Here is a 25,211-nt window from a genome sequence, read left to right as displayed (position 1 = left end):
TCTCCTCTGTCGTCACGGACGGTGGTGTCGTCCGGTGCTGCGGCCAGGGGATCCGGCCGCGATGATGCGGTGGGTGGTGGACCGCGGGGGATCTGACTGCGGCGCGGTCAGGTCATCGGATGCCGCGGAAGGCCGATGGGCGGTCGTGTCCGACGAGTGCACCCCCGAAGAGGGCGGCAGCCTTGTCGTCGTCGGCCAAGGGCTCGGGGAACAGGCCCATGGTGCGAGCCGAGATCCGCCACTCGATCCGGTCCTCCACGCCGGCGCGCCGCGCGAACGGTCGTAGGCCGAAGCTGTACATCTCGGTGGCTGCCAGAATCCGTGCGGACCGATCCATCTGCGAGAACGTCTGATAGAGCTTGAGATGGTCTTCGCCCAGCCGTTTGGTCAGGTCTGCCCAGTCCTCGACGGGCAGCACCGAACTGGTCCCGTCGGCGTGGTGGCCGACGATCGATGCCTCGGTCACGGTGGCGAGAAACTGTTCCGGTTCGGTGAACGTCGTACCCCAGTCGTTGATCTCGAAGTCGGTGAAGACGTCGGTGGGGAAGGTCAGCGTCAGCGTGACACCACTGAGCCCCGGATCGGACTCCCGTGCCCACGGATAGCCGAACTGCCCGGCGTCGAGGCTCAGGAAGTCGCGGACGAGGGTCGCGGTGCCGTCGCCGTTGGGGTATGGGCCGTTGTCGCAGATGCCGACACGCGAGTCGGTGAAGTACATGAAGCAGTACCCCGACAGTGCGGCGTTGAGCGTCTGCAGCTCCTTGCGACTGGCGTCGTCCACCGGGCGGAGATCGGCTCGGAGGGTGGACAGGGCGTCGTCGGGCAAGTAGCGGTTGGTGAACCCGGCATCCTTGTAGTCGAGGGTCCCGTCACCGCGGTGTCCCAGGGCCAGACGCCGCCAGAAGTCGACGACCGTGCGCACGTCGTCGATGTCGTCGCCAGGCGCCATTCGCCCCATCTCGATGAGAAGCTCACGGCCACAGAGATAGTGGTACCCGACCATCCAGATCCACAGGGGGCTCACCAGTCCCGGCGAAACACTGAGTCGCCGCCCGATCTCCTCCGCGGGCATCGCGGAGTCGATGATCCGGACGCGCTCAGGGTAGGTGTGGAAGTCCTCGATCACCGACATCGACATGTACGGCATCATCGGGAAGATCTCGGAGGTGAACCCCGAGCGCCGGGTCATCTCCGGTTTGAACGAGCGCCCCATGTGCTGGATCAGCGTGTCGAGGTCGTCGTCGGTGAGCGCCTCGGAGACGAGCTGGGTCACGGTGTCGGCGGTGACCGACGAGGGGAACGGTTTGACTGCGATGTCGTCGCCGACGGTGGCCAGGTAGGTCCACCAGTCGGCGCGCGGATCGCCGGAGGTCGCGTCGGTGAACGGCCGGCCGACCGGATCGGCTGCGTCGGCCGGGTCCACCGCCTCGACAGCACCACCCTCGGGAACGGACGCGGCCCCGACGCTGCCATCCGATGCGGCGAGATGACCTTCGCCGCTCGACGATGATGTGAGGGTGACGGTCTCACCGTCAGCCGGGGTCCAACCATCGAGATCGACTGCCAGCAGGCACGGTACGCCGTATTCGCGGGACACGATCGCGAGGTGCGAGCGGGTGGTGCCGGAGGTGCACACGATCCCGCCCAGCCGCCCCAGGATCGGTGAGAGGAAGGTAGTGCCGCCCGACTCGACCAGCGCAACGACCTCCTCGAGATCGTCCTCGAACACCGCGATCACGTCGTCGGGGGCAGAGAAGTTCTTGATCCGACCGACTTTGGTCCCGAAGTCGAACGAGCTGATCCCGGCGTGGCGGGTCGGTGTGGTGGCTGTCATCGACTCTCTCCGATCGGTCGGAAACAGCTGTCGCGGTCCGCGGGCACGAAGATGCCGCCGATGAGACCGAGGGCGACGGCGGGATCACGGAACTTCTCGTAGGACTCGGTGATCGACGGACTGATGGTCCAGTCGATCTCGTCGTAGCATCCGGCGATCCGGGCCCACGCCTTCAGCTTCCAGGTGTACATCTGGGTGGCGTACAGGTTGCGTTGTTCGGGAGCCGTGTCGGCGAGTCGCGCGTAGAGCTGCCGGTGAGCGCTACGGATGTGTCCGGTCAGGTCGACGACCTCGGCCTGCGAGAGGGGACGCAGCTCACCGTCGCGCGCCGCGAAGACGCGTGCCTCGATGACCTCCGAGAGATAGTCACTGGGTGTGAACCAGGCTGTGCCCCAGACGTTGTTGTCCATGGTCACCGAGTTCGGCAGCCGGTAGGCGAGTACGAAGTCGTGTTCGGGGAGTGACTCCCGGATCCCGTCGAGCCACGGGAAGTCACCTCGGCCGTCGCAGGACAATTCCCGAAGCGCGAGGAAGGTGCCGTCGCCCAAGTCGTAGGGACCCGTGTCGCAGACCGCCGTGCGCGCGTCGCAGTTCTCGAGGAACGCGTACGCGGTCAGGCGGGCGGCGAACTTGCGGATGGTCGCCGTGGTGGTCGGATCGTTGGGCTCGAGATTGTCCAGGATCGTCTGCAACAGATCCGGACCGACGACATGAGAACTGTTCGCCGGTTCGGCGTCCATGTTGAACAGCGACCCGTCCGTACGCATCGCGATGGTCGCCCGGCGCCAGAAGCGCAGCACCGTGAGTTGGTCCTCGAGACCGTCGGCAAGGTCGTTCGTGCCGAGGTCGACATAGATCTCGCGACCGGTCAGATAGTGCAGTGGCATCGCTGCGAGGTTGATGAAGCTCCGCTTGGAGCCGACCGGAAGCCCTTGCCGGACGAGCTCTTCCGGTGTCGCGTGCTCGCTGATGACGCGGAGGCGTTCCGGTACGCGCAGGTAATCTTCCATCATGGACATCACGATGTAGGTGTTCATCCCGAACAACTCCGACTCGAAGACCGTCCGGCGGGCAAGTTCGGATTTGTACGCACGTCCGCCCTGCTGCACGAGCGCGTTCCACTCGGCCAGCGTGGGCTCGTAGTCGGGATCGGTCAGCACCCGATCGTCGACGGGTGCGGTCGTCGCGGTCATGCGATCGCCGCCGCGGACTCGATCGTGATCGTGGCGCTCTCGGGGTCGCCGAGGGCGATGCGAACCCGTGCGCCGTCGGGGATCTCGCCCTCGATGGTGGCAGCCAGAACGCACGGCACAGCCGACTCCCGGGACAGGATCGCCAGGTGAGACTCTCGGCTGCCGGCCGTGCAGACGATCGCCGCCAGGTCGGGGAGGATGGGGGACAAGAAGGTCATGCCGCCCTTGTGCACGAAGGCGATGGTGTCATCGAGGTCGTCGTCGTCGATCGACAACACATCCGAGGTGTCCTCGAACCACCGAGCAGTACCTGTGATGTCCTCGGTGGCAAACAGATTCACGCCGGTACCGACGCGACTTCCGGAGCTTGTCATCAGCTGTAGTTCCTTTCTGCGGGCTTGGGTGCCGACCGCAGAATATGAACTGGATCACAGCATGGGGCAGTGCACTTTGGGGGACAGATGCCCGCAGGAAAGGTGCCGGGTGGGCCTCAGAGGCCGGCGTCACGCGCGATGAGTGCGAGTTCGAGCCGCGATTGACAGCCGGTCTGCTGCAGGATGCGGGTCACGTACTTCTTCACCGAATCCTCTGCCAAGCAGAGGATTTCGGCGATCTGTCCATTCGACTGTCCGTCGGCGACGAGGCGGACGACCTCGCGCTGGCGACCGGTGAGGCTGCGGACGGCCTGCACCTCGGGGCCGATCGGGAGGCGTTTGGTGACCGGGGTGAGTTGCTGCCCGACGAGCCGGAGAACGGCCACGTCGTGGGCCCCGAGTGCGTCGACGTCACGGCTGAACAGGCCGATCAGGGCGGTTCGGCCGCCGGCCAGCGGAAGGCGCATCGCGGCCGCGGACCCCATCTGCCAGCTGCCGTGCAGGAAGTGTCGGACGTATGCGTCCGCGGCCGACGGGAGGTGTCCCTGGGTGACCAGCTCGTCCAGCGACGCCACTGAACTGCTCAGCAGTTGCCGCACTGCGGGAGGCGACCCGAAGACGTCGTGACTCGCCCAACGGTCCTGGTACTCGGGGAGCATCTTCGCGGTCAACCCCTCGACCAGCGGTGCCCCGTCCTCGAAGACCAGGTTGAAGGTGGAGCCGGTGAAGAACGAGACGTTGGCGAGCTCGAGATGGCTGCACAGCGACTCGACCAGGGAGTCGCGGAACTCCGTGAGAGTGGATGCGTCGTGGCAGCCCGAGATGATGCTGAACGCCCGCCGATAGTCCTCCACGTCGAGGATGGCGGCCGGTTCCCAGTGGGTCGTCGCGGTCATGTCGAGCTCCTTTGGCACTGCACTCAAAGTGTCCCCCTATGTGGACTACATCACAATCAGCGCCGCTCCTAGATTTACATCACCAGCTGACCGAGGCGCCACACAGTCCCCTGAACTGCACGGATCTGACTCACCCCGACCGTGATGGATCGACCTCGGCACTGAAGACGCAAAGGAGCACACACCATGGCGGAGTCGACGCGCAGCGTCCCCAAGTGGGCGACGGAGGAGACCCTCACCCTGCCGAACCGATACAACCGGGCGATCCGGGAGTTGGTCGGGCGGCGGACTTCGGACCCCGGGTTCGACTGGTCGCGCGACGTGTTCGCCCGGTCGGCGGACCTGTTCGCGGCCGACGACGCACTCGCCGTCGAGAAGGAGGTCCTGGACTCGGGCTACCGGTTCGAGTTCTCGGCTACGGCCTCGCTGGATGCCGAGCCGGACAAGTACCGCCGTCCCGATGCCGACGGCAAGTCCTTCGTCGCCGGCGGCGAAGGGGATGACGAAGCGCTGAGCGGACGAGGCGACAACGTGCTCGCGACCGCGGCCAACACCACCGGCGTGGTGCTGCGCGTCTCGCAGATCGAACACGTGCTGGAACTGCTCACCGAGGGTGTCCCGGAGAACACCATCGCCGTCATCGACGACTCCGGCGGCACGCTGACCGCTCCGATCCTCGAGGGCTTCCACGGCGTCATCTGCCTCGGCGGGACCGTTCGATCCCACCTCGGCATCCTCGCTCGCGAATACAACGTCCCGACGCTGATGAACTGCCGCATCGACGGACTCGCCGACGGTGATCGCGTCGAACTCGAGACCACCGCCGCGCCGCCCGCGGCGGACGCCTACGAGACCGGCGACACCGGTCATGCCCGTATCTGGAAACTGCAGAGCTGAGGACGCACGAACATGGCACGCGAACTGCGCTACACCGACCTGCTCGAGACCAACAGCTTCCTCCGCAACCTGAGTGACACCACCTACTGGTTGTGCATCACCCGCACGGTGCAGGAATCGAAGCTCTTCCCGATGAACCCGTACATGCTGTTGTCGTATCTCAACAGCTTCTACCGTCTCCCCACGCTGCTCCGTGAAATCGACTCCGTCACTCCGGCAGAGGAACTCGGCGATCGAGTGCGCGAATCCAGCTTCAAGGTCAACACCGTGAACGCGGCCTGGGGGATGCCGACCTTCTACCTGCTCGGTCGCGAGATGCTGCTCAGCTGGGGACTGATCCGCCCGCAGGACGCGGTCGAGGACGTCGTCGACGTCCTGGACTTCAGCCGACGGTTCAACCTCTCGTACCACCGCAACGACGGTCACATCACCAACAAGGAGTTCGGTGATCGGTCACAGTTCCTGCCCGAGCGCACCCTCGACGCGTTCGACGATCAACTGCTCGGCGTCTCCTCGGGAGATCGACTCCACACGGCGACGGTCAAGCTGCTGGCCCAGTTGTCGCAGTACGCGTTCCTGGCCCACTGCGAGTGTCGGATCGGCATTCACAACAGCGGTCCGTACAACTTCGGCGACAACAGGCAGTTGCTGGTCCGCGACTTCTTCGACCTCTCCGAGGGCGACTACCCGTGGCTCGACGGCATCGCGGTCAGCCTGCCTCACAACAACTTGACCATCCCGATCGTGTTCAAGGACACCAACTTCCGACTGGTCGATGACTGGGCATCCTTCGAGGCGGAGCCGAGCTACGACGCGTCCAACATCGCGGCGGTCGGTCTTTACACCGCCGACGCACTCACCGACGGCTACGTTCCGGTTGGGATGGACAACGCCGAGGTGCTGGCCGACACGATGGAGCAGTATCGCGACATCCTCGCGGAGGCGACCGCCGATCTGTGGAAGCGGATGGCCACCTGGAGTCGCGAGCAGATGATCGACGCAGGTGCCCTCGTCTACTCCTCCGTCGGCAAGGACTTCGCGCATCTGGCGGGAACCTATCGGCAGTCGGACTGGCTGGAACTCGACGAGCGCGCACAGCGGTTCAAGGTGCTGATGAACGACGAGTACGCGCGGGACAACCTCGCCGAGATGGTCGGACTGCTCGGACTCCCGCAGCAGAAGACCAACCGGTACACGATGGCCCGGTACTCGGGGCTGAACCAGAACATGATCAGCGCGCTGCCGTACTCGGTTCTCACCGACGACGACTACGCACCGACGGTCGGTGCCGAGTTCGCCGGACACTCGAGTCTCGACGCCAAGACGGCGTTGTGGACCACCAGTGCCGGGCGCATCGACATCGACGACTACAACGCGCGGGCGCGTGGCTTCACCCCGGCCGTCCACGACGAGAAATACCGCTACCTCGACGAGGAGTGGGTCAAGTGGAACCACGCCACGCCCCTCGCGGAGGAGCTGTACCGCGTCGGTCGGCCGCACCTGCCCGGACAGGAGGCGCGGTGACCGGACAGCATCTGCAGATCGCCGACCTCATCAGCAGGGCCGGTGCCAGCTTCGGTCCCGCGCCGGCACTGATCGACGGTGACCGATCGGTCAGCTTCGCCGAGTTCGACTCGCTGACCGACCGCCTCGGCAACGCGCTGCTCGGACGCGGGCTGAGGCCCGGCGATCACGTAGCGGTGTTGGTGTCCAACGGTATCGACGGCGTGGTCGCCTACTACGCACTCGCCAAGGCGGGACTCGTCCGGGTACCGCTCAACGCCCGGGAGACCGATGTCGAACTCGCGTACAAGATCGAGGATTCCGGCGCGCGTGCGCTGATCACCGACGGTCGGCGACCCGCACCCACGGAGATCACCATCGCCGTCGACGAACTGTCGACGATGATCGACGCCGCCGACTCGACACCGTGCCGAGTCGTCCTCGACCCGGAGGCGCCGCTGCGGTTGGCATACACCGGTGGCACCACTGGGAAACCGAAGGCGGTGGTGCTCACCACACGGAGCGAACTGGCAGAGGTCGCCAACTTCCTGGTCGACCTGCTGCCCGACATCCGGCCGGACTCCGTGATGCTGCACGCCGCACCGATCACGCACGGGAGCGGGGCATTCTTCCTCCCGCATCTGGTGAAGGGCGCGGCGAACGTCATCCTGCAGAAGTTCAGTCCGCAGCGCTTCATCGACGCCGCCGTCGAGTACGGCGCGACGGCCACGTTCATGGTCCCCACCATGATCTCGATGCTCCTCGAGGACGCCGCCATCGATCGGGATCGGTTGCGACTGAGCCGACTCTGCTACGGCGGGGCTCCCATCGCGCCGGCGCTGCTGGCGCGCGGGATCGAAACCCTCGGACCGGTGTTCGCGCAGCTGTACGGGCAGGCGGAGGCGCCGTTGGCGATCACCTGCCTGCAACCGTGGGAGCACACACCGGAGCGGTTGGCGTCCGCGGGGAAGCCGTACACGTTCGTGGAGATGGACATCCGCGATGCGGAGGGCAATTCGCTACCGCCCGGCACAGCCGGCGAGGTCGTCACCCGGGGTCCACACACCATGAGCGGATACTGGCACCGCCCCGAGGCCAGCGCCGAGACCCTCGGCGTCGACGGCTGGTTGCGCACCGGCGACATCGGCCAGGTCGACTCCGACGGGTTCCTCTACCTGCTCGACCGCAGGCACGACGTGATCATCAGCGGTGGGTTCAACGTCTATCCGCGCGAGGTGGAGGACGTGCTGCTCACCCATCCCGCCGTCCGTGAGGCCGCGGTGGTCGGCGTCGACGATCCCAAGTGGGGCCAACGTGTCTCCGCTGCCGTCGTCGTCCGTGAGCCCGTCGCCGAAGACGAACTCGTCGACCACTGCGCCCGACAACTCGCCGGATTCAAACGTCCCCGACACATCGAGTTCTGGGACGAGCTGCCCAAGAGTCCGGTCGGGAAGTCGTTGCGGCGCACCGTGCGCGAGACCATGCACAGCCCTCAGGAGGTTACCGAAAATGCTTGATGCAGCCGACTTCGTCCTGCACGGCCTCACCCTGCGGCAGCTCGCCACAGGCGAACAACTCGCCGACATCATCGACGAGGACGCCGAGACCATCACCACTCATCTGGATGCCGCGACCGCCGACGGCAAGGCCATCGCCGCACGTGGGGCATACATGATCACCCCGGCCGGACGCACCCACCTCGACGGTCTCTACCCGGAGGCGTTCGCCGCGCAACGGGGCGATCCCGCCCTGGTCGACACCCTGGCGGACTTCGAGCAGGGCATCAACAAGCAGATCCTCGCCGTGATGACGTCGTGGCAGACGGTGACGGTCGACGGTGCCGAACAGCCCAACGACCACTCCGATGCCGACCACGACGCGAAGGTGATCGACAAGCTGGCTCGGTTGCACGACCGCGCGACCGTGCAACTGGCGCCGTTCGCCGACGCGGACCCGTTGACCAAGAGGTTCCTGGCGCGACTGGAGATCGCCCAGCAACGAGTCGACCAGGGCGACAACGACTATGTGAGCAATGTGCGCATCGACAGCTACCACACCGTCTGGTACCAGATGCACGAGCACCTGCTCCGGGTCATGGGTGAGGAGCGCGACGAATGAGCGCCGGAGTGGTCGACACGACCGTCCTGCGGATCTGCGACGTCGAGGGCGAACCATCGCGCGAACTCGTGGGTGGCAAGGCGTGGAGCCTGTGGCGGATGAGCCGGCTCGGCCTGCGCGTACCGCCGGCGATCGTGATCACCACGCGTTCCTGCGCCGAGTACTTCGAGCAGGGCCGAGTGCTCTCGGACGCGCTGTTCGACGAGATCGTCGACGGGGTGCGATATCTGGAGGAACGGACCGGACGGACCCTCGGCTCGGGGCCGCATCCGCTGTTGGTGTCGGTGCGATCCGGCGCAGCGATCTCGATGCCGGGCATGATGGACACGATCCTCAATCTCGGCATCAACGAGACCACCGAGGCGGCCCTGGCCGACGAATCCGGTCGCCCCGACTTCGCGGCGGACGTCCGGCGCCGGTTCTGCGCGCTGTACGGCAAACTCGTCGCGGGCAGCATCGACGACCTCGAGGACCTGCCGGACACCGCTGCCGTCCTCACGGCCATAGAGGCGGAGACCGGGCACACCGTCCCCGACGATCCGATCGAGACGTTGCGCAATGCTGTTGCCGCCGTTTTCGACTCGAGCCGCTCGCGTCGTGCCAAGGCCTATCGCGCGCATTACGGCATCCCCGACGACATCGGTACCGCGGTGACCATCCAGGCGATGGTGTTCGGCAATCTCGATGACGACTCCGGGACCGGGGTGCTGTTCACCCGCAACCCGCTGTCGGGTGCGCGCGAACCCTATGGTGAGTACCTGCCGCGCGGCCAAGGTGAGGACGTGGTGTCCGGTCGGGTGACCCCGCGGCCGTTGACATGGCTGGCCGACAACCGATCTGCCCTGCACGACGAACTCATCACCGCCGCCGACCTGCTCGATCGAGAAGGTCGTGACGCGCAGGACATCGAGTTCACGGTGCAGGACGGCACGCTCTACCTCCTCCAGTCGCGCGCCGCGAAGCGGACCGCGCAGGCGGCGGTACGCATCGCGACGACGCTGGTGGACGAGGGGGTGATCGATCCGGCGACCGCGTGCGAGCGCGTCACCGCCGACCAGATCCGACATCTGCTCCGCCCGTCGATCGACCCGGACGAGGTCGGTGACACCCGACCGGTGGCCGCCGGCGTCTCCGCCAGCCCCGGCTATGCCGTCGGACTCGCCGTCGGGACTGCCGAAGAGGCACAACAGCATCCGGGCTCGATCCTGGTTCGTGAGTCGACCAGCCCGGAGGATGTGCACGGCATGATCGCCGCAGCTGCGGTGATCACCGAGAACGGCGGCTCGACATCGCATGCCGCCGTGGTCAGCCGTGCGCTGGACACACCATGTGTGGTCGGTTGCGGATCGGGGGCCGCTGCGTCCCTCATCGGGCGGATAGTGACGGTCGACGCGACCGGGGGTCACGTCTACGACGGTGAGATCGGTGGTCGGGCGACCTCGATCGACGGCGATCCCGACCTCGCCGCGCTGCTCGGTTGGGCACGTGACCTCGCCCCGATCACAGTCGTCGACGGCGTGGCCGACGGGGGCGAGGTGTTCGACGGCGACAGGGCGATCGCCGAGACCGGCGACGAGAGCCCGACGATCCCGACAGCGGCGCAGACCGTCACCGGCAGTTGGTTCGACACCGACGCCGGCGTACGGGCCGCACTCGACGCGGGCGTCACCACCATCGTCACCACCAACCCGCTGCCGGTCCTGCTGGCGGCCATCGCACACGGAAAGGCAGCACGGTGAACACGCCCGCAGACCATGCCGACGTCGAGGCTCCCCGCATCGGACCCGACGAGATCAGCCAGATCCTGCAGACCTTCGCCGGCTCCGAATGGTCGGGAATGCAGTTGACCGTCGGTGACGTGACCGTGTCCGCGGGCAAGGACTCGCCGCCACCGGAACGACGCCACGGCGCAGGAGCTCCGGGCGTCGCCGAGATCTCCGGGCAGGCGCCGACGTCCCCTCCGGCGCCTGCCCGGGACACCACCACGACGGCGGGCTCGCCGACCACGCCGGCCACCCCGGCGGCGGCGCCGACGATCGCGCCGCCTGCCGCGGACGTCCTCGACGAGACGGGACTGGTGACGGTCAGCTCACCGACCGTCGGGTCGTTCTGGGCCGCACCCGATCCGGGGTCGCCGCCGTTCGTCGACATCGGCACGCGCGTCGCCGCCGGAGATCAGCTCGCGATCGTCGAGGTGATGAAGTTGATGAACCCAGTGGTCACCGACGTCGCGGGTGAGGTCGTGGCCATCCGGGCCCGCAACGCAGACATGGTCGAGTTCGGCCAGGCCCTCTTCCTCATCCGGCCCGATGAGTAGCCCGCAGGCCCTGGTGACCCGACCCGACCGCGCAGAGCGGGGGACCCCGGTGGCCGCGCTGATCACGCGGGTGCTCGTCGCGAACCGGGGTGAGATCGCGGTGCGCGTGGTTCGGGCATGCCGCACACTCGGGATCGAGAGTGTGGTGGTGTACTCCGAGGCCGACCGCGGCAGCCTCGCCGCGCAACTCGCGGACCGATCGATCTGCATCGGTGCCGCGTCGGCTTCGGCGAGTTACCTCGACACCGACGTCGTGCTGGCCGCGGCGCTCGGCTCCGGATGCGATGCCATTCACCCGGGATACGGCTTCCTGTCCGAGAACCCGACGTTCGCGCGACGATGTGTCGAGGAGGGACTGGCCTTCATCGGCCCGAACCCGACCATCGTCGGCGGCACCGGCGACAAAGCCGCCGCGCGTGAGATCGCGCGTACCGCGGGAGTTCCGGTCCTGTCGGGTTCGGACATCACCGACAGTCCCGACGCCGCCGTGGCCGCGGCCGTGCAGATCGGGTTCCCGGTCCTCATCAAGGCCGTCGCAGGTGGGGGCGGTCGTGGGATGTCGATCGTCGCCGACGAGGCGGAGCTCCGACGTAGGCTGCCGACCGCGATCGCCGAGGCGGCCGCCGCATTCGGTGACGGCCGGATCTACGTGGAGAAGTTCATCGGCCGTGCGCGGCACATCGAGGTCCAGGTGATCGGGGACCGGCACGGCACCGTGGTGCACGTCGGCGAGCGGGACTGCAGCGCTCAACGACGCCACCAGAAGGTCATCGAGGAGTCGCCGGCGCCGGATCTGACCGAGGCCACACGGGCTGCGATCCATGCAGCGGCGGTTCGCTTCTCGGAGGCCATCGAGCTCGACAGCGCGGGTACGGTCGAGTTCGTCTACGACTCGGACACCGAGGAATTCGCGTTCCTGGAGTTCAACGCACGTATCCAGGTGGAGCACCCGGTGTCCGAGCTCGTCTCGGGTATCGACCTGGTCGCCGAACAGATCCGGATGGCGGCCGGACTGCCGCTGTCCTTCGGTCAAGACGACGTGACACCCACCGGCCATGCGATCGAGGCGCGGATCATGGCCGAGTCACCCGAGCGTGGATTCGTCCCGGTGCCCGGCACGGTGACCGTGTGGCAGCCCCCCTCGGGGATCGGCATCCGGGTCGATTCCCACTGTCGGCCAGGAACGGTCATCAGCCCGTATTACGACTCGATGATCGCCAAGGTGATCGCCCACGCACCGACGCGCGACGAGGCCGCCGACCGTCTGATCGCCGCCCTCGACGAACTGGGTGTGGACGGTGTCCCGACGACGGTGGCCTTCAACCGATTCCTATTGCAGAACCCAGCATTCCGGAACGCCGAGGTGACGACCCGATGGATAGACCAGTCGGGCGCCGAGGAGTTCTGCCGCACCCTTGAGGAGACGACATGAGCAGCTACCTCGACTGCGCCGACCGCGCCGTCGGTGGACGCCGGACCATCGAGGTCATCGACCAGACACTCCGCGACGGCCCCCAGAGCTGGTGGGGTATGCGGATGACCAAGGCGATGGGACTCCCGATCGCCGGCGAACTCGATCGCACCGGATTCCACACCATCGACCTGGTCGGCAGTTCGATCTTCGAGGTCTTGGTGCGACACTGCAAAGAAGATCCGTGGGATCAGCTGATCTCGCTGTCGAAGGCGATGCCGCGCACCACCGTCCGCGCGGGCACCCGCAGCAACGGGATCGTCACCTTCGGTCTCACCGCGGACAGCGTGATGGACCTCTGGGTGGAACGCCTGTGTGCCCATGGGATCGGGAGCTTCTGGATCTACGACGGGCTCTTCAACACGGAGAAGATCGGTCGTCTGGTCAAGGTCGCGCAGGCCAACGGTGCGCAGGCGCTGCCGTGCATCCTCTACGCCGACACCCCGTATCACACCGACGAGTACTATGCGGAGCGCACTCGTGAGCTGGTGGCACTCGGTGCCGACGGCATCGAACTCGAGGACGCCGCAGGGCTTCTCACCCCTGAGAGGGCCCGATCGCTGATCGGTGCGATCAAAGCGGTGGCCCCGGATCTGCCGGTGGAGGCGCACTTCCATTCGAACAACGCGCTGTCGCCGCTGAACTATCTGGAGGCCGTGCTGGCCGGTGCGGATCGCGTACACACGGCCAGCCGTCCGCTCGCGGCCGGTGTCTCGCTGCCGTCCACGGAGACCACCGTCGCGAATCTGCGGTACGCGGGATTCGACGTCACGATCGACGACTCGCGCCTCGCCGCAGTCGAACAACACCTGCTGAACGTCGCCGGCATCGATGACCTCCCGGTGGGCACACCCGCAGAGTTCTCGCTCTTCCAGTATCGCCACCAGCTGCCGGGTGGCATGGCCGGGACGTTCAAGGCGCAGTTGCGCGACCGGGGCATGGAGGACCGGTTCGAGGAGGTCCTGGACGAGATGTCGCGAATCCGTGCCGAACTCGGCTACCCGGTGATGGCCACGCCGTTCTCCCAGCTGGTCGGCACGCAGGCCGTGCTCAACGTGGTCACCGAGGGGGAGCGCTACTCGGTGGTCCCGGACGAGGTCCTCTTGTACGTCAACGGCTTCTACGGCGACCCGGTCGCGCCGTTGGACCAGAACGTGCTGGACAAGATCCAGTCGAGTCCCAAGGCGAAGACCTACCGGGACTGGCAGCCGCCGCAACCGGAGCTGTCCGAGCTGCGCAAGAAGTTCGGCGGCGGCATCTCCGACGACGAGTTGATCCTGCGACTCCTGGTACCCGAACACGACATCGACGTGATGCGGTCGACCCCGCCGCGGACCGTCGACTACGGGCTCACGAGCCGTGAGTTGGCGAACATCCGGAAGCTGATCTCGACCTCGGTCGGCGCCTACCTGCACGTCGAGTCCGGCGGTTTCGAGCTGACCCTGCACGGAGACCACTGATGGGGGACCACTGATGGCGGCGGTGACATCCACCGGCTCGGTCACATCGGCCCCGCGGACCGGCGCCACGGGTTCCGGCCCCTCGGAGCTCACGGACCGTCCGAACAAACGCAGGGCAGGCGAGGTGGCCGGTGGGCTGGCCGTGGCCGAGTCCCGACCGCAGGTGGTCGACGGCCTCTTGCGTGGTGCTCGCTGCAGCCGGTGTGCACACCCGTCGGCGCAACCCGATGTGCCGTGGTGCCCGGTGTGTTTCGGGCCGGTCGAGGAATGCGGCTTCGACCCCGAGGGCGTCGTATGGGCCGCGACGACGGTGCACCTGCCGGTTGGGCGGTGGGCCGCGCCGTTCGGCCTGGCATACATCGACGTCGACGACGGTCCACGCGTCCTGGTGCACGTGGCCCACGACCCGCTGCCGAGGGGCGGCGACCGGGTGGGTTTCGGTATCACCGACGACGGCGATCTCGCCCAGCACGGTGTCGGTGACGGTCAGAACGGAGATCCGCGATGAGCATCGACGCCGCCGTGTGGGGAGTCGGCACATCCGCTTTCGGCGTGTTGACCGACCGCCGGGTCGAGTCGCTGGCCTGGGAGGCCGTCGCGGAGGCGGTCCGCGACGCCGACATCCATCCCACGGACATCGATGCCATCATCGTCGGCTCGGTCTTCGGGCCACCCGGCGTCGCGACCCGCATCCAGCGTGGTCTGGGTATCGGCGCCGTCCCGATGTGGACCATCGAGAACGCCTGCGCCAGTGGCACGTCCGCGTATCACGAGGCGGTGGCCGCAGTCCGGCAGGGTAGGTTCGGATGCGTCCTGGTGATCGGCGTCGAGCAGATGTCGACCCTGTTCACCGGCGCCATCGTCCCGGAGGCGACCGATCCGGAGGGAGCGTCGGGGTTGCCTCTGCCGGGGTTGTACGCGCTCACCGCGGCGCGATACGTCGACGAGTTCGGACTGACTCCGGAACAGCTCGCCGCCGTCGCGGTGAAGAACAAGACCAACGGCATGGACAACCCGCGCGCCCATCTCCGCCGGGAGCCGCCGACCATCGAGAAGGTGTTGGCCTCGCGGCCCATCGCCGACCCGCTGACGATGTTGCAGTGCTGCCCGACCACCGATGGGTCCGGCGCGCTCGTCGTCGGAGCCGGTCGCCGATCGACACGAGACGTGCTGGTGGAGTCGTCGGCGATGGTGTCGGGCCGGCCATGGGATCAGCGCAACGACGAGGTGTGGGGCTTCTCGTGTGTGCGTCGTGCGGCCGAAGCGGCACTCTCCGAGGCGCATCGGTCGGTGACCGAGATCGATGTCCTGGAGGTCCACGATGCTTTCACCATCGGGGAGATCACCACGCTGGAGGCGCTCGGCGTCGCCGAGCGTGGCGCGGGGGGCGAACTCGCGACGTCGGGTCACACGGCCCGTAGCGGTCCGCAGCCGGTGAACGCCAGTGGCGGACTGCTGTCGCGCGGGCATCCGTTGGGTGCCACCGGGACCGCGCAACTCGCGGAGATCGTATGGCAGCTACGGGGTGACGCGGGTCCGCGTCAAGTGGGGCGGCACGACGTCGGCATGGTCGAGACGATGGGTGGCGGCGCCGCCGGGATGGACGGGAATGCCTGTGTGGTCACGGTTCTCTCGGTCTGACCGGACGCGCCGACGGATGGAGGAGATATGACGACGGCGGACACCGATCGCGATGTTGCCGGGCTGCTCGGCTTCCGATACGTCGAGGGACTGCGGACCGACGACGGTCGCCGAGTGCGATCACGGGTGCTGATGCGCAGCGCCACACCTCAATTCGTCCCCGCTGCGGAGGCCAAGCGCTTCGTCGAGGTGGCCGGACTCCGGTCGATCGTCGACCTACGGCTACCGCACGAGGTCGCCGCCGAGGGGAGTGGCGGCTTCAGCGCCAGCGGGGTACGGATCACCAACGTACCGTTCGCAGTCGGGACGCGGGTGTCGGCGACGTCCGCGGTGGCGCCGATGCTCGATGCCGATCCGTTGGTCGGCACCTATCTCGGTTACCTCGCCGCGCACGACGCGATACGCGGGCTGGTGGCCGAACTGTTGCGCGACGATGCGCTGCCGCTGATGGTCCACTGCACGGTCGGCAAGGATCGGACGGGGGTCGCGGTGGCGATCCTGCTGGATGCGATCGGCGTGCTGCGCAGCGAGATCAGCCGAGACTACGTCGCCAAGGTCGCCGATGTCGGAGCGATGATGGACCGCCTGCGCACGATGGCCAGCTACGGCGATGCGGTGGACGTGTATCCGCCACAGGCATACACGGCGCTGGCTGCGACCATGCATCGATTCCTGGCCTGGGTCGACGAACTGCACGGTGGTACCCGGGCCTACCTGTCGTCGATCGGCGTCGGCGACGACGAGGTTCGCCTCCTCGCCGATCGGTTGCTGGAGACCGACGATCAGCCACCGGCGCACCAGGTCATCCGCCACACGCTCGTCGACGCCGATCCGGACAGTGCCTGGGCGATCGTCGGCGACGTCGGTGGTGTGCACCGCTGGATACCCGGACTGTCGGACTGTGCCGTCGATGGGGACGTGCGCTCGGTGACCTTCGCCGACGGGTCGGTCGCACACGAGCGGATCCAGTCCCACGACGACGACGCGCGCGCCTATGAGTACACCTACCTCGACGGCCCGATCCCGCTCGACGCCTACGTCTCGACCATCAGCGTCGGACCGCCGGTCCGCGGTGGTGGCCGGACACTGATCGTGTGGGACGCCGCGATGCACGCGGACGCGGCGACGGCGGGTGCGGTCGCCGACCTCTACGACGCGGGGATCGCCACGCTCGTGGAGAGACTCGACTGAGCTCGCGTCACCTGCCGCGACTTCGTGCGCCCCGGCACGTTCAGACGCGTGCGTCGATACGGAATACCGAGCAGACGCCCGCCAGTTCGGTGAAGGCGTCGGGGGTGACGTCGGCGACGACACCGTTGTCCCGCATCAATTCGGGGCCGTCGGAGCCCGCCAGTTCTGGCCATGCGCGGAGCACGGGGACCGAATCGGCCGCGGAGAGTTCCACGAGGAGCACGTCGCGCACGCGCTTGCCCGAGGCCATCGACACCAGGCCGTGTGCGGCACGCACGTTGCGGGCCCAGTCGGCGCCGGGGAAGCCCTCGAGGAGGTAGCGGTCGCCCTCGAACTCCACGACCGTCAGCGGTGTGCGGCGGGGTTTGCCGCTCTTGCGGCCGTCGACGACAAGGATGTTCAGGTCCTTCATGCCGCCGAGGCGGTTGACGGCCATGAGGACCTTGTTCAGCGGCTTGAGCCAGCGGGGTGGCGTGGCGGTGCGAGGGGACGCGGGCATGTGGACCTCCGAGGGGAATCGAGTCGGCAATGCGAGCCTCATTACTACGTATAGTGTACGGAGATTATTCCCGCACGTCGAGCGACTACGACGCACGGTAGTGTTCCCCACATGTCGAGTGCCGCCCTGTTCGCCGCGCGGGTTCGCGGCGTCGCGGTCGGTGCTGCATCCGGTGCCGCGGCGCTTCCGGCCCACGGAATGGGCGGCGGCCACCTGCCGTCGACGGGCCCCCTGGTGGTGCTGGTCGGCGCGAGCGCGGCGATCGGCCTGCTGACCTCGGCCCGCCCCTCTGCGCGTCTGACCACCCTCGTCGCCTATCTCGTGGCCGGGCAGTTCGCCGCCCACCTGATGATGTCGACGACCGCGGGGCACCTGCACGAGTTCGTCCCGACGCCGACCATGCTCGGCGGTCACCTGCTCGTCGCGGTCGTCGTCGGCCTCGCGGCACGGACCGCCGAACATCTCGTGCGGGTCGCCGTCGCATCCATCCGGCGCCTGCTGCGGCTGGTGTCCGCCGGCGCTCGACCGATTTCCCGCGTGCGCTTCGATACGCGGTCGACCCCCTCCCGGCGGCGTGGAGTCCTCTCGTCGGGCGGCGGCACGCGCGGGCCACCCCGCGCCGCGTCGCTCGCCTGATCGCGCGAGCCAACCCGTCACCTCACGTCCGCCGTCGATACGGCCGGACGAACCATTCATGCCGCGGACGGCGCTGCCACGATTGCGGGTCCGCGCATCCCATCGCGCTGCGGTCGCCGACATCCAGCGAGTCCACCGCAGGCTTCGGCGACACCTCGAACCCGGTCGCCCAGCTGACCGGTCCGAGTGCTGACCCGTCGGGGCCGTTCCGGTACACGCCTGATTTGTACGGCGGTCGCGACCGTTCGCGATGGGACATCTCAGACGACAAGGAACATCGATGAACCGAAGGATCTCCACACGTTTCGCACGACTGACGGTGGCCGGCGCGGCCGCGCTCGTGACAATGGGACTGGTCGCGGGATGCGGCGACGACAGACCCGACCCCCGTGCGGCGAGCGCGCTGTCCATCAGCGATCAATGGGTGAAGGGAGCACCCGACGGTATGACGGCCGCATTCGGCGTGCTCACCAACTCCGGCGACACCGATATCCGGATCGTGTCGGCGTCCTCGCCGGCTGCCGGTCGGATGGAGTTGCACGAGGTGGTACCGACCGACACCGGCGCGATGGTCATGCGGCCCAAGAGCGGCGGCTTCGTGGTCCCGGCCAAGGGAACCGCCACCCTGTCGCCCGGCGGCGACCATCTCATGCTGCTCGATCTCCCGGCGGCCGTGACCCCCGGACAAGAGATCGGGTTCGAGCTGACCGCCTCGGACGGCTCGACGATGGACTTCGACGCCCAGGTGCGCGACTTCCCCGGCGCGGAGGAGAACTACCAGCCCGGACACGGTTCCGGTGCCTGACGCTCGCACACCCGATCGCCGCGGTCTGAGCAGGCGGCGTCTCCTGACCGGAGGCGCCGCCGCGCTCGGGGCCGCCGGAGTCGGGGCGGTCGCCACCTCGGCCTCGCGATCGGACGCGGCCTCGATCGGCGGATTCGGTTCCGAGACAATACCGTTTCGCGGTGCACACCAGGCCGGGATCACTACGGTCCCGCCGGCACACGTGGTCTTCGTCGCAGTCGATCTGGCACCATCGGCGACCGTCGGCGACCTGAGATCGATCCTGCGGTTGTGGACCACCGACGCCGAGCGCCTGACGTCGGGCCGTCCGGCGCTGGCCGACACCGAGCCAGAACTGGCCACGGCGCCTGCTCGGCTGACCGTCACGGTCGGTCTCGGCCCGGAGGTGTTCGACCGGGTCGGACTCGGCGACCGACGGCCTGCCTCGGTGCGGCAGTTGCCGCCCTTTGCGGTGGACCGTCTCGAATCAAGCTGGAACGGTGGCGATCTGCTACTGCAGATCGGCGGCGACGATCCGAGCGCGGCCGCACATGCCACGCGCGTGCTGCTCAAGAACGTGCGGTCGATGACGTCGGTCCGCTGGCAGCAGCGCGGGTTCCGCACCGCCCGCGGCGTCCGTCCGGACGGTCAGACGATGCGGAACATGATGGGACAGGTCGACGGAACGGTCAATCCCACGCCGGGCCCCGACCTCGACGGTCTGGTGTGGGATCAGGGCCGTGACCAACCGTGGTTCGCCGGCGGGACGACGATGGTGTTGCGGCGCATCAGGATCGAACTCGACACGTGGGACGAGCTGGATCCGCGGGGACGCGAGCTGACCATCGGGCGGCGACAGGACACCGGGGCGCCGCTGACCGGTGTCCACGAGCACGACGAACCGGATCTCGACGCCACCCGGATGGGTATCCCCGTGATCCCCGCCAATGCCCACATCGCCCGGGCGCATCATCAGACGCCCCGAGAACGGTTCCTCCGTCGGGCGTTCAACTACGACGACCCTCCGCCGCGCGGCCTGACCAGCGATGTGGGACTCGTGTTCACCGCGTTCCAGCAGGACATCGACGCGCAGTTCCTGCCGGTGCAACGTCGCCTGGCGGAGGCGGACGCACTGAACGAGTGGACCACCCCGATCGGTTCCGCGGTGTTCGCGATCCTGCCGGGTGTGAAGGGAGGTGAGTATCTCGGTCAGTCGCTGCTGACCTGATCGGTCGGAAGGCGGCAACCATGCTCGGCCGCGACCTGGTCGGCGCTTTCGAGTTCGGTGGAGTCGAGTTCGGTTCGATCGAGGTCGACGATCGACCGGGCTCGCGGCTCGAGCAACCGACGCTGATGGGTGACGAGGAGTACGCCGACCCCCTCGTCGACCATCTCGTCGAGGAGGCCGATCACGTCGCGCGCCGCGATGGGGTCGAGCATGGCGGTGGGCTCGTCACACAGCAGGTGGTCCGGTCGTTGCACGAGTGTGCGCGCGAGACAGGCGCGTTGGAGCTGACCATCGCTGACCTGCGCGGGCCGTCGGTCGAGAAGTTCCTCGGCGAGACCGACCCGAGAGGCGATCGACTCGATGGCGAGCGGTCGTCCGGGACCCCGGCGTCCGTCGGTACGGCGCACCGACGCCGGTTCGGCGATGATGCGGCGTAACGTCCACCGGGGATTGCACACCAACCGGGCATGCTGAGCGAGTACGGCCAGCGAGCCGGTCGGCGGACGAGCGCGGCCGTCGTAGCGGATCGACCCGGACATGATCGGTACGAGGCCGGCGACCGCGCGGATCAGGGTCGTCTTCCCGGTCCCCGATGCGCCGACCACGCCCGTCACCGATCCCGGTTCCACGGTGACGTCGACGCCCGAGAGAACTGTCGTCTCCCCGAGGCGGACCGTCAGCCCGACGCCGACGATGCCACTCCGTACCAGGCGGTCGGGTCCGTTCGCGACCGACACCTCAGATCACCGGCTCGGTGAATGCGCGTACGTAGTCGTCGTCCGATGCGGCCATGGCCTCGAGAGACTCCTGCCGGAGGATCCGGCCGGACCGCATGAGTGCCACCGAGTCGCAGCGGCCGACGCGCCGCATCGTCTCGAGGTCGTGCGTGACGACCAGGACGGCGGCCCCCGCTTCGGCCTGATCGGCGAGCAGATGCCAGATCCTCTGGGCGAGAACAGGGTCCAGGGACGCGGTCGGTTCGTCTGCGATCAGTACCTCTGGCCGACCCGCGATCGCCGCCGCGACGGCGGCCCGCTGAGCCATCCCGCCGGAGATCTCGTGCGGGTACTTCGACAGCACACCCGGCGGCAGACCGACGTCGGCGCAGAGGCGAGCGGGCGTGCTCTCGCCGGACAGCGCGGTGACGACCTCGTCCAACTGGTCGCCGACCGTGCGTACCGGCGTGAACGACGTCGCCGCGGACTGGGGGACCAACCCGACCCGATGGCCACGCAGTCCTCGCCACCGAGGGTCGTCGGGTGCGAGGTCGATGCCGTCGACGATCGACGCGCCGGACACCGTCGATCCGGGCGGCAGCAGTCCGGTCAGGGCGGCGGCGACCATCGACTTCCCGCATCCCGATTCACCGACGAGGGCGGTGACCCGTTCGCGCTCGACCGTGAGATCGACGCCGTCCAGTACGCGGACCCTAGTCGACTGTCGGGAGCCGCGGACCGCGATGTCGACCGAGAACGAGCGCAGTTGCGCCGCGATGGTCATCGCCACACCTCGCCGACGGGTGGGCGGCTCGAGCGTCGTACGGACGCACCCGCCGCGGCACACGCCAGCGCCGTGACGATCAAGGCGAGTCCGGGCACCACCAGCGTCCACCAGGCCCCGGAGAGGACGTCGCCGCGAGCCTGGCCGAGCAGCGTGCCCAGGCTCGCCTCGTCGGGTGAGAGGCCGACACCCAGGAACGACAGCGTCGTCTCGTGCCAGATCGCATGCGGCAGCAGCATCGCCATCGCGATGAGGGCCTGTCCCAGAACGGCGGGCAGCAGATGGCGGGTTGCGACGAAACCTCGGGTGGCCCCGGCCAGGCGAGCGGCCTCGATCCAGCCCGCACCGGTGACCGCCAGCAGTTCGGCGCGGACCACCCGGGCGACCGACGGCCAGTGGGTGAGCGAGATGGATGCGATGATCGCCACCGGATCGCCTCGCCACATCGCAGCGATCACGACGCCGAGGACCAGGTGCGGCAGTGCGTTGAAGCCGTCCACGATCCGCATGATCAGGGCATCGACCCAGCCGCCGGCGGACACCGAGACGATGCCGACCGCGAGGCCGAGGACCGTCGCGACGACCGCGCAGGTCGCGGCGATCAGCAGCGAGATCTGAAGACCCTGGGCGGTCCGGACGCCGAGGTCGTACCCCGAGTGATCGGTACCGAGGAGGTGGGCGGAGCCGGGTGCCCGGAGCGCGTCCGCGAAGTCGGGGCCCGCACCACCGATTACGAGCGGGACTGCGACGGCGAGCACGGCCACCACCGCGAGCACCAACCATGGCCACCGATCGCGCAGATGCGCAACGGTCGACCACCGAGCGGCCGCGGAGAGCGTGGTCGCCGTCATGCGGTCATCCCGACGCGTGGGTCGATGGCCACCGCGGCCGCATCCGACAGCGCCGATCCGATGAGCACCAGGACCGCAGATCCCATGGTCAGTGCGGCCAGCAGCGAGAAGTCCAGTGCAGCTGCCGAATCGACCAGCGCCTCGGCGAGGCCTGGCCACCCGAACACGGTCTCCACGATGGCCGCGCCCGCGATCAACTCCGGTAGCCGGGTGCCGAGGAGGGCGAGGGTGGGGAACACGGACATCGGCGCGACATGCCCGATCACCAACCGTCGGCCGTCGATCCCGCGCGATCGGGCGGCGCGGACAGCATCCGATGCCGCAGTGTCGATTACCGCGTCGCGCATCGACAGCAGCAACCACGGCACCTGGGAGACCGTGAGCGCGACGAACGGCAACACACCGTGGACCAGGATTCCGCCGACGGTGTAGTCGTCACCGGGGAGTCGCGCTCCCGACGTCGGCAACCACCCGAGCGACACCGAGAACACACTCACCATCACCAGGGACAGCACGAAGGGCGGCGTCGATGCGGCGAGGACCGCGAGGGCCGAGCAGGATCGGGCGAGGAGGCCGCCGGGACGCATCCCGATGACCGCTCCGAGGCCGATGGAGACCACCGCGGCGGTGCCGAGTGCTGCGAACGAGAGCCCCAGGGTGAACGGGAGTCGTTGCGCGATCACGTCGGTCACCGCCCGCGACTGTGTCGACGACCAGCCCAGATCGCCGTGCGCGAGAGCCGTCCACCATCGCCACCAGGCCTCCCACCAGCTCACGTCGAGCCCCTGCGCGGTGCGTACCGCGGCCCGCTGCGACTCGGTTGCCGATTGGTAGGCGTCCCCGAGGTGTGCGACGAGCGGATCGAAAGGGGACAGCGCAGCGACCGCGAAGATGCCGACGGAGATGAGGACGAGGGTGGGGATGGCGACCAGAGCGCGTCGCCCGAGAAGCCTGCCGACGATCCGACCGCGACGTCGCAGGGACGCGGACGTCGTGTCGACCCCGATCGCGTCCGGCTCGGCCGCGTCATCGGTCGGAGTTCGTCGCGACGTCGGCGTCGCGGGGGTCGACGTACGGGTCATCGTCGCCAGGATTCGAGATCCCACCAGGGCCCCCAGGCGACGCCGTGCGAGTGCGGCTCGAGAATCGGTGCGGCGTGCCGCCATCCGGAGTCCCGCGTTGCGTAGGTGTGGTGGAGGAAGGCGAGGAACACCGACGACGGCTGGGCGGCATAGATCCGTTGGATCTGTCGGTACCGCTCGTCGTCGGCGGGTCCCGGGGCACCCGCTCGGGCATCGTCGAGGAGGCGGTCGAGACCAGGAGCGGTGAAGTCGCCCGGGTTCGCGTACGGCGATGAGTCGGGCACCCGCGTGTGCAAGGTGTCGTACACCTGGGAGTCGATGCTGTACGGCGTCTCGCCGCCGCCGAGGATCACCGCGTCCGTACCCAGCCGGGAGTCGATGTCGTCCCAGCTGGTGCCGCGAGGTGTCACGGCCACACCGAGAGGTTTCATCGCCGCAGCGAACGCCACCGCGAGGTCCCGTCGCAACGTGTCCTGGGCGTTGTAGAGGAGGGTGAACTCAGCGCGGACGCCCGACCTGGTCCGGACACCGTCGGGGCCGGGCAGCCATCCGGCGCGATCGAGAGTGGTTGCGGCCGAGGCGCGGTCGAGTCGGTACTGGGCTGCGGGTTCGAAGGCGGCGCCGTACACGTCGGCGACGGGGGTGCTCGCAGGAGCGCCCTTGCCGGCCAGCACGTCGGCGACGATGGCGTTCCGGTCGACTCCCTGGTTCATCGCCAGACGCGCCTGCGGGTCGGCGGTGAACGCGTTACCCGCAGGGAGCGAGACATTTCGCCAATCGGCAGACCTCGCGGCGACCACCGACACGTCCGGTTGCCTTCCGAGGGAGTCGGCGAGCCGGGGAGGGAGGTTCGCGCCGTCGATCTCGCCGGCCGCCACCCGCTGCGCGCGCGTGTTGTCGTCGGGCACGTAGGAGTACACGATCCGCTTCAACCCCGGCGATCCGCCGCGCCGGTCGTCGCGGGCGACCAGCACCGCTTGGTCGGGTTCGAGTGACTCGAGTCGGTAGGGCCCGGTACCGACCGGAGCGGTGTTCAGCGACCAGTCCGAGGCCGGGCGTGCCTCCACTCTCTCCGACGGGACGATGCCGAGCAGCAGGTACGGCGTGGGATCGGCGTCTGTCGACAGTCGCACGGTGACCGCACGCGGTCCGTCCGGTGCGACATCGACGATCGGCGCGAAGTGGGTGGAGATCTCCGATGCCACCGCCGGATCCCGGACCGCGCGGTAGGTGGCGACGACATCGGCCGAATCGAAGGCGCTGCCGTCCGAGAATCGCACGTCGGGGCGCAGCACGATCCGCCACTGACGGGCCCCGATCCGGCTGGGGGCTGATTGGGCCAGCGCGGCAACGAGATCCGGGACCCGACGATCGTCGCTTGCCTGCGGTCGGTACAGACCCTCATAGATCGGCGAGACGCCGAGCTCGCCGTAGCCCGCGATCGGGTTGTAGCCGCCGAGCTCCTGCCCCTCGGCGAGCACGATCTGGTCGGCAGAGCTCGACGACTGCGTCGAGCAGGCCGCAGCGACCAGAGCAGCGGTGACGACAAGCGGGGCAGTGACGACCAGCGACGCCGGGACGGATCTGCGCACGCTTGCTCCGGATCTCTCTGGTGTCCTCGGCACAGATGTCCGACAAGACACATGTTGTTGGGGACACATATTGCCGCATCATCGCCGGTGCCGCACGATGGACACCGTCGATCGCCGTCCGGTGTTCGACCCGCGACGAGAGGC

General features: G+C 68.1%; 24 protein-coding genes. 14 read left to right on the top strand and 10 right to left on the bottom strand.

Annotation, left to right across the window (positions count from 1 at the left end; translation table 11 throughout):
- Positions 1 to 112: 112 nt before the first annotated feature.
- The 4 genes from GS4_RS05910 to GS4_RS05895 all read right to left on the bottom strand — a co-directional run bounded on the left by GS4_RS05910 (position 113) and on the right by GS4_RS05895 (position 4,297).
- The gene (locus GS4_RS05910) at positions 113 to 1,834 is read right to left on the bottom strand and encodes a PEP-utilizing enzyme (RefSeq protein ID WP_007618502.1); all 1,722 of its coding nucleotides are present in this window, start codon (positions 1,832 to 1,834) and stop codon (positions 113 to 115) included.
- Positions 1,831 to 3,027 (bottom strand): hypothetical protein, encoded by a 1,197-nt coding sequence (locus GS4_RS05905; protein ID WP_007618501.1) that lies wholly within the window; start codon positions 3,025 to 3,027, stop codon positions 1,831 to 1,833. Before GS4_RS05905 ends, GS4_RS05910 begins: the two co-directional genes overlap by 4 nt.
- A complete protein-coding gene (locus tag GS4_RS05900; RefSeq protein WP_007618499.1) occupies positions 3,024 to 3,401 on the bottom strand; it encodes a PEP-utilizing enzyme in 378 nt (125 codons plus the stop codon). Before GS4_RS05900 ends, GS4_RS05905 begins: the two co-directional genes overlap by 4 nt.
- 116 nt (positions 3,402 to 3,517) lie before the next feature.
- Positions 3,518 to 4,297 carry a helix-turn-helix transcriptional regulator gene (locus GS4_RS05895; RefSeq protein WP_007618497.1) on the bottom strand — a complete coding sequence of 260 codons (780 nt, stop codon included), beginning with the start codon at positions 4,295 to 4,297 and terminating at the stop codon, positions 3,518 to 3,520.
- Between the two features lie 186 nt (positions 4,298 to 4,483).
- Between GS4_RS05895 and GS4_RS05890 the strand changes: the two genes are divergently transcribed.
- The 11 genes from GS4_RS05890 to GS4_RS05840 are packed head-to-tail and all read left to right on the top strand — an operon-like array spanning position 4,484 to position 16,895.
- Positions 4,484 to 5,194 carry a 3-isopropylmalate dehydratase small subunit gene (locus GS4_RS05890; protein ID WP_007618495.1) on the top strand — a complete coding sequence of 237 codons (711 nt, stop codon included), beginning with the start codon at positions 4,484 to 4,486 and terminating at the stop codon, positions 5,192 to 5,194.
- Positions 5,195 to 5,206: 12 nt separating this feature from the next.
- Positions 5,207 to 6,718, top strand: coding sequence for a hypothetical protein (locus tag GS4_RS05885; RefSeq protein WP_007618493.1), 1,512 nt, complete (start codon positions 5,207 to 5,209; stop codon positions 6,716 to 6,718).
- Entirely contained in the window at positions 6,715 to 8,214 is a 1,500-nt protein-coding gene (locus GS4_RS05880) for an AMP-binding protein (protein ID WP_007618492.1), read from the top strand. Before GS4_RS05885 ends, GS4_RS05880 begins: the two co-directional genes overlap by 4 nt.
- Positions 8,207 to 8,815 carry a hypothetical protein gene (locus tag GS4_RS05875; RefSeq protein WP_007618491.1) on the top strand — a complete coding sequence of 203 codons (609 nt, stop codon included), beginning with the start codon at positions 8,207 to 8,209 and terminating at the stop codon, positions 8,813 to 8,815. Before GS4_RS05880 ends, GS4_RS05875 begins: the two co-directional genes overlap by 8 nt.
- Complete coding sequence (locus GS4_RS05870; RefSeq protein ID WP_007618490.1) at positions 8,812 to 10,554, top strand: pyruvate, phosphate dikinase; 1,743 nt, start codon at positions 8,812 to 8,814, stop codon at positions 10,552 to 10,554. The genes GS4_RS05875 and GS4_RS05870 overlap by 4 nt, the downstream gene beginning before the upstream one ends.
- Positions 10,551 to 11,132 (top strand): biotin/lipoyl-containing protein, encoded by a 582-nt coding sequence (locus GS4_RS05865; protein ID WP_007618489.1) that lies wholly within the window; start codon positions 10,551 to 10,553, stop codon positions 11,130 to 11,132. The genes GS4_RS05870 and GS4_RS05865 overlap by 4 nt, the downstream gene beginning before the upstream one ends.
- Positions 11,125 to 12,564 carry an acetyl-CoA carboxylase biotin carboxylase subunit gene (locus GS4_RS05860; RefSeq protein WP_007618475.1) on the top strand — a complete coding sequence of 480 codons (1,440 nt, stop codon included), beginning with the start codon at positions 11,125 to 11,127 and terminating at the stop codon, positions 12,562 to 12,564. Before GS4_RS05865 ends, GS4_RS05860 begins: the two co-directional genes overlap by 8 nt.
- The gene (locus tag GS4_RS05855; protein WP_007618470.1) at positions 12,561 to 14,063 is read left to right on the top strand and encodes a hydroxymethylglutaryl-CoA lyase-like TIM-barrel protein; all 1,503 of its coding nucleotides are present in this window, start codon (positions 12,561 to 12,563) and stop codon (positions 14,061 to 14,063) included. The genes GS4_RS05860 and GS4_RS05855 overlap by 4 nt, the downstream gene beginning before the upstream one ends.
- A gap of 13 nt (positions 14,064 to 14,076) precedes the next feature.
- Positions 14,077 to 14,571, top strand: a complete 495-nt coding sequence (locus tag GS4_RS05850; RefSeq protein ID WP_007618468.1) for a Zn-ribbon domain-containing OB-fold protein — start codon at positions 14,077 to 14,079, stop codon at positions 14,569 to 14,571.
- Positions 14,568 to 15,704 carry a thiolase family protein gene (locus GS4_RS05845; RefSeq protein WP_007618466.1) on the top strand — a complete coding sequence of 379 codons (1,137 nt, stop codon included), beginning with the start codon at positions 14,568 to 14,570 and terminating at the stop codon, positions 15,702 to 15,704. Before GS4_RS05850 ends, GS4_RS05845 begins: the two co-directional genes overlap by 4 nt.
- A 27-nt stretch (positions 15,705 to 15,731) precedes the next feature.
- Positions 15,732 to 16,895 carry a tyrosine-protein phosphatase gene (locus GS4_RS05840; RefSeq protein ID WP_007618464.1) on the top strand — a complete coding sequence of 388 codons (1,164 nt, stop codon included), beginning with the start codon at positions 15,732 to 15,734 and terminating at the stop codon, positions 16,893 to 16,895.
- 40 nt (positions 16,896 to 16,935) lie between these two features.
- Here GS4_RS05840 and GS4_RS05835 read toward each other — a convergent pair whose 3' ends face one another.
- Positions 16,936 to 17,394 (bottom strand): nitroreductase/quinone reductase family protein, encoded by a 459-nt coding sequence (locus tag GS4_RS05835; RefSeq protein WP_007618462.1) that lies wholly within the window; start codon positions 17,392 to 17,394, stop codon positions 16,936 to 16,938.
- A gap of 111 nt (positions 17,395 to 17,505) precedes the next feature.
- Here GS4_RS05835 and GS4_RS05830 point away from each other — a divergent pair, with 111 nt between their 5' ends.
- The 3 genes from GS4_RS05830 (at position 17,506) to GS4_RS05815 (ending at position 20,042) form a co-directional block, all read left to right on the top strand.
- Positions 17,506 to 18,030, top strand: a complete 525-nt coding sequence (locus GS4_RS05830; protein WP_007618461.1) for a hypothetical protein — start codon at positions 17,506 to 17,508, stop codon at positions 18,028 to 18,030.
- Between the two features lie 280 nt (positions 18,031 to 18,310).
- Positions 18,311 to 18,835: a copper chaperone PCu(A)C gene (locus GS4_RS05820; RefSeq protein WP_007618458.1), complete on the top strand. Its 525-nt coding sequence runs from the start codon at positions 18,311 to 18,313 to the stop codon at positions 18,833 to 18,835.
- On the top strand, positions 18,828 to 20,042 hold the full coding sequence (locus tag GS4_RS05815) for a Dyp-type peroxidase (protein ID WP_007618456.1): 1,215 nt from the start codon (positions 18,828 to 18,830) through the stop codon (positions 20,040 to 20,042). Before GS4_RS05820 ends, GS4_RS05815 begins: the two co-directional genes overlap by 8 nt.
- Here the strand turns inward: GS4_RS05815 and GS4_RS05810 are convergent.
- From GS4_RS05810 to GS4_RS05790, 5 genes are read right to left on the bottom strand one after another with little or no spacing between them, the layout of a single operon-like run.
- On the bottom strand, positions 20,024 to 20,779 hold the full coding sequence (locus GS4_RS05810; protein WP_007618454.1) for an ABC transporter ATP-binding protein: 756 nt from the start codon (positions 20,777 to 20,779) through the stop codon (positions 20,024 to 20,026). The two genes, GS4_RS05815 and GS4_RS05810, sit on opposite strands and share 19 nt — an antisense overlap.
- A gap of 1 nt (position 20,780) precedes the next feature.
- Positions 20,781 to 21,542, bottom strand: a complete 762-nt coding sequence (locus tag GS4_RS05805; protein WP_007618451.1) for an ATP-binding cassette domain-containing protein — start codon at positions 21,540 to 21,542, stop codon at positions 20,781 to 20,783.
- Complete coding sequence (locus GS4_RS05800) at positions 21,539 to 22,393, bottom strand: ABC transporter permease (protein ID WP_040509647.1); 855 nt, start codon at positions 22,391 to 22,393, stop codon at positions 21,539 to 21,541. Before GS4_RS05800 ends, GS4_RS05805 begins: the two co-directional genes overlap by 4 nt.
- A complete protein-coding gene (locus tag GS4_RS05795) occupies positions 22,390 to 23,475 on the bottom strand; it encodes an ABC transporter permease (protein ID WP_007618447.1) in 1,086 nt (361 codons plus the stop codon). Before GS4_RS05795 ends, GS4_RS05800 begins: the two co-directional genes overlap by 4 nt.
- Entirely contained in the window at positions 23,472 to 25,067 is a 1,596-nt protein-coding gene (locus GS4_RS05790; protein WP_007618445.1) for an ABC transporter substrate-binding protein, read from the bottom strand. The genes GS4_RS05795 and GS4_RS05790 overlap by 4 nt, the downstream gene beginning before the upstream one ends.
- Positions 25,068 to 25,211: the final 144 nt, after the last annotated feature.

Origin of the sequence: Gordonia soli NBRC 108243, from assembly GCF_000334455.1 — a bacterium.
Taxonomy (GTDB): domain Bacteria; phylum Actinomycetota; class Actinomycetes; order Mycobacteriales; family Mycobacteriaceae; genus Gordonia; species Gordonia soli.
This window is presented reverse-complemented; position numbering and strand designations above follow the sequence as displayed.